The organism is Streptomyces sp. NPDC055632 (assembly GCF_053618675.1).
On sequence record NZ_JBSHHY010000025.1, the window covers coordinates 112,304 to 120,623 of the forward strand.

Consider the following 8,320-nt stretch of genomic DNA (forward strand, 5'->3'; position numbering starts at 1 on the left):
GGCGACGGGATGCCCTGTCGCGGACATGTCGGAAGGGTCGGTGGGAGCGACGTTCCGCACATGGACCCGGCCGTGGAAGGGGCCCGGTCATCGCCGTTGGTCTACGCCTGCGAAATACTGGAAGAGCTGCGGAAACGGCCGCGACGGGAAGAAACTTTCAGCGGCGGAAGGCCGCCGGTGTGACGGAGTCACGTCACCGGGGAATGCGTGGGAGGCGCTGACGTGCACGGAAGCGGTACGGGAAGTGAGGGCGGGGTCGCCCTGCCGGCGCCCGACGGGACCGGAGCCGTTCCGCCGGTCCGCGGCGAGGGCGAAGGTGCCCCGCCGGCTCCCGGTGGGAGCGGGACCGCCCCGTCGGCTCCCGCCGAGGGCAGGCCCGTCCCGTCGGCTCCCGCCGAGGGCGGGACCGTCCCCCCGGTCAGCGTGGACCGGGAGTTCCTCGCCCTCGAACGCGAGCTGGCGGTCTTCCTGCGCCGCGCCCGCGCCCAGTCCGGCGAGATGGCCCGCGAGGTCCACCCGGAGCTGGAGCCCGCCGCCTACGGCCTCTTCGTGCGCCTCGACGACGCCGGGCCCCAGCGGGCCACCGAACTCGCCGGGTACTTCGGCGTCGGCAAGGCGACCATGAGCCGCCAGCTCCGGGCCCTCGAAGACCTCGGGCTCGTCGCCCGCGACCCCGACCCCGCCGACGGGCGCGCCTCCCTCGTCCGCCTCACCGAGGAGGGCCGGAACCGCTTCCGCCGCGTCCGCGACGCCCGGCGCGAGCGCTACGTCCGCAAGCTCGCCGACTGGGACCGCGCGGAGGTCGCCGAGCTGGCCCGGCTCCTGAACCACTTCAACGTACGGGCGGAGGGCTGAGGCCCCGGCCTCCCCGAGAGCCGGGGAAGCCCCGGGCGCCACGGAAGCCCCGGCCCCCAGGATCCCCGGGACCTACAGAAGCCCCGGCCCCAGCTCCACGTGTGCCGCCGTCGCGTCGTCGTGCGGCTTCCAGCGCCGTACGCCCCCCGCCCCCGCGTCCGCGGCCTCCCGCTCCCGCACCCGCCGGAGCAGGCCGGACGCGCCCTCCGCGCGCAGGACGCCGAGGCAGTCCGCCCAGTCGCCCTCGCCGAACAGGTCCACCCAGCGGCTCGCCCCGTCCGTGAGCGCCGCCAGCGCCCGCACCTCCGCGCGCGGGGTCGTCCCGGTCACCGCGAGCTCCGCGACCGCCGGGTCGGCCGCCGCCGTGAAGAAGCCGCCCTCCCGGTTCCGCAGCCGGTCCGTCGCCGCCACGGACCGCAGCACCTCGGCCGGCACCCGGTCGAGCCGGTCGTCGAGGACCGCCCGCACCGTCCCGTCCGGCCCCTCCAGGAGGAGGACCGCGTCGGAGAGGACGAGGTGCTCGACCACCGCCCCGTTCCAGCGGGCGAGGGCCACGGTTGCCTGAGGCGTCCGCACGTGAGAAAGGTCACAGGTCACCCGATGGGCGTCCGCGGTGCGCCGGATTGCCAGGGAGAGGATCCCGGACAGGGAGAGGTCGGGCCGGGAAGCGGACAGTTCGGTCAAAGCCCCGCCGAGGCGGGCGGCGAACCACGGCACTCCGTGCACACAACCGTCATCACCGGCGGGCGGCGTGACGCCGTCGAGGACGACCAGCGTCCCCCCGCCCTCCACCGCGAACAGGGCGCTGGCCGCCCAGTCCTCGTTGGGGCGTTCGGGGCTTCCGGGGAGGGAGGCGACGTCGCTGCGCATGCGGCCCAGTGTGCCCGGCCCCGGGTCCGGCTTCACCGGACCCGCAAATGGCGGGAAAAGGCCTGTACCAACGGGCGGCGGCGGTGGAAGGGGCGGAACGGGCGCCGCCGCGGAGCTGCGGGCGGGCATCCTGCCAAAGCCCGCGCGGAAGATCCAACCGGGGCCCCTTCCGGGCCCCGGGGCCGGGCCCGGGGAAGTTGTTCGCCAACTCGGGAGTGTTGTTCACTCGTTCGGGTGGCGGAGCGGCCGATGCCCGTCCCCTTCCCGGAAGCGCTGGAATGGTCGGAAGCCGTATCGGGGGTGGGGGCGCTCCATGTGATCGGCCGTCACCTCTGCTTTGTGGCTGGACGAGTCAAGAATGCGAGCACCGGTGCAGATGAAGCGGCCTCGGAGCAAGAACGGCACGCGGAGCCAGGGCCCCGGTGTCCCACCGGCCCCGGTCGGCACCGCCGCGGCCCCCGCCGGAGGCACGGCCGCCGCCCCTGCCCAGGCCCCGTCGTCCGCCCCGGCGCAGCCGTCCGCCTCCGCGCCGCCCCCGGCACAGCCCGCCGCCCCCGCCGGCCGTGCCAAGCGCGTCCGCAACCGCCTCGTCGTCGGCGTCGCCCTCGTGGGCGTCACCGTCCTGGCCGCCGGCGCCCCCGGGATCCTCGCCACCTCCGCCGAGCTCACCGACTCCCAGCGCCTGGTCACCCTCGCCGAGCTCGACCGGCAGGCCGTCACCCTCGCGCACTCCCTGGCCGACGAGCGCGACGAGGTCGTCGCGTACATCGCCGCGGGCCGCGACGCCCAGAGCGGCGACGCCAAGAAGAAGCGCCAGGTCACCACCGTGCGCTCCACCCGCGTCGACCGGCAGATCGACGAGATCCGCCCCGCCGCCTCCACGGAGCTCCGCCGCGACCTCGCCGGCGTCCCCTCCGTCCGCCGCGCCGCCCTCACCGGCAAGGGCACGGCCCTGGAGGCCCACAAGGCGTACTCGGACGTCATCGACAAGCTCCAGGCCCTCGCCGACGAGCTGGCCGACCGGACCCCGGCCCGCGCCGCCGACGCCTCGCTCATCGGGGCCACCCGCGCCCCCGCCGCCCTCGGCCGCGCCGTCGAACAGGCCTCCGCCACCCGCGGCCTGCTCCTCGCCGCGCTCTCCGTGCCGCAGCCCGAGCCCACCGGCGACTTCCGCTACGACGACACGACCGGCACCTACGTCCCCGAGGAGCCGAAGGGCGCCGCGGAGGCCGACCGGACCCGCGACCGCCTCACCGCCGCCGCCCAGCAGGCCCGGGTCCGCGAACTCGCCGCCCTCGGCGACTTCGACCAGGCCGCCGGCGCCGCCGCCCGCGACTCGCTCGCCGGCACCGTCACCGGACCCGACGTCAAGAGCGCCGAACGCTCCCTCGCCTCCCTCACCGACCAGCCCCGGCTGACCACCGCCGAGCGCAAGACCGACCCGGCCGCCCTGGAGGCCGCGCTCTCCGCCCGCATCGAGCAGATGCGCGGCGTCGAGTCCACCCTCGCCGCCCAGCGCGTCGAACGCCTCTCCGCGCTCCGCGACGACGACGTCACCGCCCTCGAACTGCGCCTCGCCCTCCTCGGCGGCTGCTTCCTCTTCGCCGTCGGCGTCTCCACCTACGTCGCCCGCAGCCTCACCCGGCCGCTCGCCGTGCTCCGCATCGGGGCCGCCCGGCTCGCCGCCGCCCCCGACCCGGCCACCGAGGAACCGGTCCGCTTCACCGGCCGCAACGACGAGTTCGCGCAGGCCGTCCGCTCCCTCAACACCCTGCACGGCAAGCTCGCCGGCCTCGCCGCGCGCACCGGGCACCTCACCGCCGAGCGGGCCGACCTGGCCGCCGACAAGGAGGCCCTCGCCGCCGAGCTGGCCACCCAGCGCGCCGAGCTCCAGGGGCAGGTCGCCCTCCTCACCGCCGAGCTCGAAAAGCTCCGCGGCACCGTCCGGCACACCTTCGTCAACCTCTCCCTGCGCAACCTCGGGCTCGTCGAGCGGCAGCTCGGCGTCATCGAGAAGCTGGAGGAGCGCGAGCAGGACCCCGACCGCCTCGGCACCCTCTTCAAGCTCGACCACATGGCGACCGTCATGCGCCGCCACAGCGAGAACCTCCTCGTCCTCGCCGGCCACGAGCACGTCCACGGCCACGCCGGGGCCGTCCCGCTCGTCGACGTGCTGCGCGCCGCCGTCAGCGAGATCGAGCGGTACGAGCGGGTCACCATCCAGTCCCTGCCGCCGCACGCCCAGATCGCCGGCTTCGCCGCGGACGACCTGAGCCACCTGGTCGCGGAACTCCTGGAGAACGCCACCTCCTTCTCGCCGCCCGACGCCGAGGTCCAGCTCTCCGGCTGGCTCCTGGAGACCGGCGAGGTGATGCTCTCCGTCCAGGACTCCGGCATCGGCATGACCCCCGCCCGCTCCGCCGAGCTGAACGCCCGCCTGGCCGAGGCCGACCCGGACGCCTTCGAGGGCGAGGGCCTCGGCATGCGGGTCGTCGCCCTGCTCGCCGCCCGCCACGGCGTCCGCGTCGAGCTGCGCGAGCAGCAGCCGGGCGGCACGGCGGCCGTCGTGGTCCTGCCGCTGCCCCTGCTGCCCACCACCCCGCCGGCCGCCGTCACGGAGCCCGTACGGGTCGCGGGCGCGGCCCCCGTGATCCAGCTCCCCGGCTCGGTCGCGGAGGCCAACTCCAACACCCTGCCGTCCCGCACCCGCGACCCCCTGGTGGAGGCGGCGGAACGCGCGTTCGCGCGGGAGGAGGAGCCGTACGCCCCCGAGTCGGCGGCCGTCTCCGAGGAGCCGTACGCCCCTGAGTCGGCGGCCGTCTCCGAGGAGCCGTACGTCCCGGAATCGGCGGCCGTCTCCGAGGAGCCGTACGCCCCTGAGTCGGCGGCCGTCTCCGAGGAGCCCTACGTCCCGGAACCGCGCCGGACGGCGGAGGAGCCGTACGCCCCCGAACCGGAGCCCGCGCCCTCGGAGTCGTACGAGAGCGAAGGGTCCCACGCCCCGGAGTCCGTCTCCGAGACCACGCTCCAGGTCCGGCTGCCCGTCCCGCCGCGGGAGCCGGACGTCCACGAGCGGGCCGCCGACGGGGACACCGGCGCCCGTGCCGTCACCGATGTCGTCCAGCCCGCCCCGGCGGAGCCCGCCGCCCCCGAACCGGCCGTCGACCAGCCGCCGGTTCCCGGGCCGCGCCCCGCGCAGTGGGGGCGGGTCACCGACAAGGGCCTGCCCAAGCGCACCCCCCAGGTGGTGCGCCAGGCCGGACCCGCCGCCGCCCCCCGCAAGGGCGGCGTGGACGCCGAGGCCCTGCGCCGCAGGCTCGGCGGCTTCCACCGGGGCGCCGAGGCCGGGCGCCGGGACGTGGAGGCGGAGATGAGCACGCCGGGCACGGAGACGGCGGGCGCGGGCGCACCGGGGACGGGCATGCCGGGAAGGGGCGCGCCGGGAACGGGCGCGGCGGGGATAGAGAACGCAAGGACTGCACGTACAGAGGAGAAGACGGGGGACACAGTCGAGGAGGCACGCAGTTGACCGCGACGGGAACGTTCGGACTGAGTACGGAAGCCCGCAACCTGCAATGGCTGCTGGGGAATCTGGTCGAGGAGGTGCCGGGGGTCCGCTCGGTGGCCGTCGTGTCCTCGGACGGCCTGATGCTGCTGTCCTCGGACCCGGAGCCCCCGCAGGACGCCACGCCCGCCGAGGAGGCCGGCGCCCCCCGGGGCCCGCGCGGCTCCAGCGCCGACCTGGCCACCATCGTCTCCGGCATCGGCAGCCTGACCATCGGCGCCGCGCGCCTGATGGACGGCGGCGGGGTCAAGCAGACCATGGTGGCGATGGACGAGGGCAGCGTCTTCGTCATGTCGATCAGCGACGGCTCGCTGCTCGGCGTGCACGCCACGCCCGACTGCGACATGAGCGTCGTGGCGTACCACATGGCGCTCTTCGTGGGCCGCGCCGGCCACGTCCTCACCCCCGAGGTCCGCAGCGAGCTGCGCAAGTCTCTGGAGGGCCCCCGGTGACGGCCATGTCCTCGGCGGCCCCGGTCCCGCACGCGTTCAAGCTGCCGGTACGGGGAGAGGGCCGCCGCCCCGCGCGCGTGCGCCCGTACTCGCTGACCGGCGGCCGGACCCGCTTCGGCCACGTCCTGCTCGTCGAGACCTTCGTGGCGGCGCTCGAAGCGCCCGCCGCGCGCAAGGTCCTGACGGACGGCGGGACCGCCGCCCGCGGCCTGATGCCGGAGATGCGGGCCATCGTCGAGATCTGCCGCCGGATGCGGACGGTGGCCGAGATCTCGGCGCTTCTGAAGATGCCGTTGGGGGTCGTCCGGGTGCTCCTCAGCGACCTGGCCGACCAGGGAAAGATCCGTGTGTACGGGACCGGTCACGGCACCGGCCAGCCCGACCGCGCGCTCCTCGAAAGGGTGCTGAGTGGACTCCGTCGTCTCTGACGCCACCGCCGTCTCCGTCTCCGGAGACGCCTCCGGAACCGTCTCCGTGGCCGCCTCCGAAGCGGTCTCCGACACACCGGCGGCCGTCGGCATCCCCGCACAGCCCCGCCCCGGCCCGTCCGATCCGCTCGAACCGTCCGGTCCGTCCGGCCCGTCCGGCCCGGACACCGAGGACGGCGCGCAGGACTGGCAGCTCGACCACAGCAAGGCCCCCACGGCGACGAAGATCGTCGTCGCGGGCGGCTTCGGCGTCGGCAAGACCACCTTCGTCCGCGCGGTCTCGGAGATCACCCCGCTCCAGACCGAGGCCCTGATGACCCGGGCGAGCGAGGAAACCGACGACCTCACCGCCACGCCGGACAAGCTCACCACCACCGTGGCGATGGACTTCGGCCGGATCACGCTCGACAACGACCTGGTGCTCTACGTCTTCGGCACGCCGGGCCAGCAGCGCTTCTGGTTCATGTGGGACGACCTGGTGCGCGGCGCGATCGGGGCGATCGTGCTCGCCGACACCCGGCGCCTCACCGACTGCTTCCCGGCCCTCGACTACTTCGAGAGCTGCGGGCTCCCGTACATCGTGGCGGTCAACCACTTCGAGGGCAGCGAGCTGTTCGAGACGGAGGACGTGCGGGAGGCGCTGACCGTGCCGGCGCACGTCCCCGTGGTGATCATGGACGCGCGCAAGCGCTACAGCGTCGTGGAGACCCTGCTCGCCATGGTCGCGCACTCCCTGGACGCCACCCCCGAATAGCCCCGCCCCCCGTCACGCCACGCCAGGAGCACCACCCATGCGGAAGATACTCATAGTCGGAGCCGGGCAGTCCGGCCTCCAGCTCGCCCTCGGACTGCAGTCGCGGGGGTACGAGGTCACCCTCATGTCGAACCGGACGGCGGACGAGATCCGCGCCGGCCGGGTCATGTCCACCCAGTGCATGTTCGACACCGCCCTCCAGCACGAGCGGGACCTCGGGCTCAACTTCTGGGAGTCCCAGGCCCCCCGCATCGAGGGCCTCGGCGTCTCGGTGGCCGGCCCCGACTCCTCCCGCCCGATCGACTGGGTGGGCAGACTGGACGGATACGCGCAGTCCGTCGACCAGCGGGTGAAGATGGCCGGCTGGATGGAGACCTTCGCCCAGCGCGGCGGCCAGCTCGTCATCCACGGCGCGGCGGTCGGGGACCTCGACTACTTCTCCCGCAACTACGACCTGGTGCTCGTCGCGGCCGGCAAGGGCGAGCTGGTCTCCATGTTCGAGCGGGACGCCTCGCGCTCCCCGTACGACGCGCCGCAGCGGGCGCTCGCCGTCGCGTACGTCCACGGCCTCGGCCCGCGCCCCGAGCACCCGGAGTTCGACGCGGTCCGCTGCAACGTCGTGCCGGGCGTCGGCGAGCTGTTCGTCATGCCGACCCTCACCACCGGCGGCCGCGCCGACATCCTCTTCTGGGAGGGGATCCCCGGCGGCCCGCTCGACGCCTTCAAGGGCGTCAAGGACCCCTCCGAGCACCTGGCGCTGACGCTGGAGCTGATGGAGCGGTTCACGCCGTGGGAGTACGCGCGGGCCACCAAGGTCGAACTGACCGACGCGGGCGGCACCCTCGCCGGCCGCTACGCCCCGACCGTCCGCAACCCGATCGGCCGCCTCCCCGGCGGCGGCCTGGTCCTCGGCGTCGCGGACGTCGTCGTCGCCAACGACCCGGTCACGGGCCAGGGCTCCAACTCGGCCTCCAAGTGCGCGGCGGCCTACCTCTCCTCGATCGTCGAACACGGCGAGGCGCCCTTCGACGAGTCCTGGATGCGCGCCACCTTCGACCGCTACTGGCAGACGGCCCGGCACGTCACCAAGTGGACGAACGCGATGCTGGCCCCGCCGCCGGAGCACGTCCTGAACCTCCTCGGCGCCGCCGGCCGACTCCAGCCCGCCGCGGACCGCTTCGCCAACGGCTTCAACGACCCGTCCGACTTCGAGAACTTCTTCTACGACCCGGAGAAGACGGGCGCGTACCTGGCGTCGCTGACCCAGAACTGACAAGAACGGGCCGCCGCCCCGCCCGCCGGTAACCCGGCGGGGGCGGCGCGCCGCGACCACGAAGATGCGGGCCAGACGACAAAGCGCACCCCCGCCCCCGCGGTGGGCGCGCGGGACGGCGGC

General features: G+C 74.8%; 7 protein-coding genes. 6 read left to right on the top strand and 1 reads right to left on the bottom strand.

The window, feature by feature from the left end; translation table 11 throughout:
- Window positions 1–423: 423 nt before the first annotated feature.
- A complete protein-coding gene (locus tag ACWGSR_RS27360; protein WP_121830382.1) occupies window positions 424–855 on the top strand; it encodes a MarR family winged helix-turn-helix transcriptional regulator in 432 nt (143 codons plus the stop codon).
- Between the two features lie 72 nt (window positions 856–927).
- Here ACWGSR_RS27360 and ACWGSR_RS27365 read toward each other — a convergent pair whose 3' ends face one another.
- Window positions 928–1,725, bottom strand: coding sequence for a hypothetical protein (locus ACWGSR_RS27365; protein WP_453569814.1), 798 nt, complete (start codon window positions 1,723–1,725; stop codon window positions 928–930).
- 358 nt (window positions 1,726–2,083) lie between these two features.
- Here ACWGSR_RS27365 and ACWGSR_RS27370 point away from each other — a divergent pair, with 358 nt between their 5' ends.
- From ACWGSR_RS27370 to ACWGSR_RS27390, 5 genes are read left to right on the top strand one after another with little or no spacing between them, the layout of a single operon-like run.
- Complete coding sequence (locus ACWGSR_RS27370; protein ID WP_453569817.1) at window positions 2,084–5,254, top strand: nitrate- and nitrite sensing domain-containing protein; 3,171 nt, start codon at window positions 2,084–2,086, stop codon at window positions 5,252–5,254.
- Window positions 5,251–5,742, top strand: coding sequence for a roadblock/LC7 domain-containing protein (locus ACWGSR_RS27375; protein WP_376239439.1), 492 nt, complete (start codon window positions 5,251–5,253; stop codon window positions 5,740–5,742). The genes ACWGSR_RS27370 and ACWGSR_RS27375 overlap by 4 nt, the downstream gene beginning before the upstream one ends.
- A gap of 5 nt (window positions 5,743–5,747) precedes the next feature.
- Window positions 5,748–6,170: a DUF742 domain-containing protein gene (locus ACWGSR_RS27380; RefSeq protein ID WP_376239457.1), complete on the top strand. Its 423-nt coding sequence runs from the start codon at window positions 5,748–5,750 to the stop codon at window positions 6,168–6,170.
- 46 nt (window positions 6,171–6,216) lie between these two features.
- On the top strand, window positions 6,217–6,924 hold the full coding sequence (locus tag ACWGSR_RS27385) for a GTP-binding protein (protein WP_453569837.1): 708 nt from the start codon (window positions 6,217–6,219) through the stop codon (window positions 6,922–6,924).
- Between the two features lie 37 nt (window positions 6,925–6,961).
- Window positions 6,962–8,197 (top strand): styrene monooxygenase/indole monooxygenase family protein, encoded by a 1,236-nt coding sequence (locus ACWGSR_RS27390; RefSeq protein WP_376328241.1) that lies wholly within the window; start codon window positions 6,962–6,964, stop codon window positions 8,195–8,197.
- Window positions 8,198–8,320: the final 123 nt, after the last annotated feature.

Bases quoted from the DNA above. Each gene is read 5' to 3' on its own strand.
- ACWGSR_RS27370 (WP_453569817.1), top strand. From the start codon at position 2,084: ATGCGAGCACCGGTGCAGATGAAGCGGCCTCGGAGCAAGAACGGCACG.
- ACWGSR_RS27365 (WP_453569814.1), bottom strand. From the start codon at position 1,725: ATGCGCAGCGACGTCGCCTCCCTCCCCGGAAGCCCCGAACGCCCCAAC.
- ACWGSR_RS27380 (WP_376239457.1), top strand. From the start codon at position 5,748: ATGTCCTCGGCGGCCCCGGTCCCGCACGCGTTCAAGCTGCCGGTACGG.
- ACWGSR_RS27390 (WP_376328241.1), top strand. From the start codon at position 6,962: ATGCGGAAGATACTCATAGTCGGAGCCGGGCAGTCCGGCCTCCAGCTC.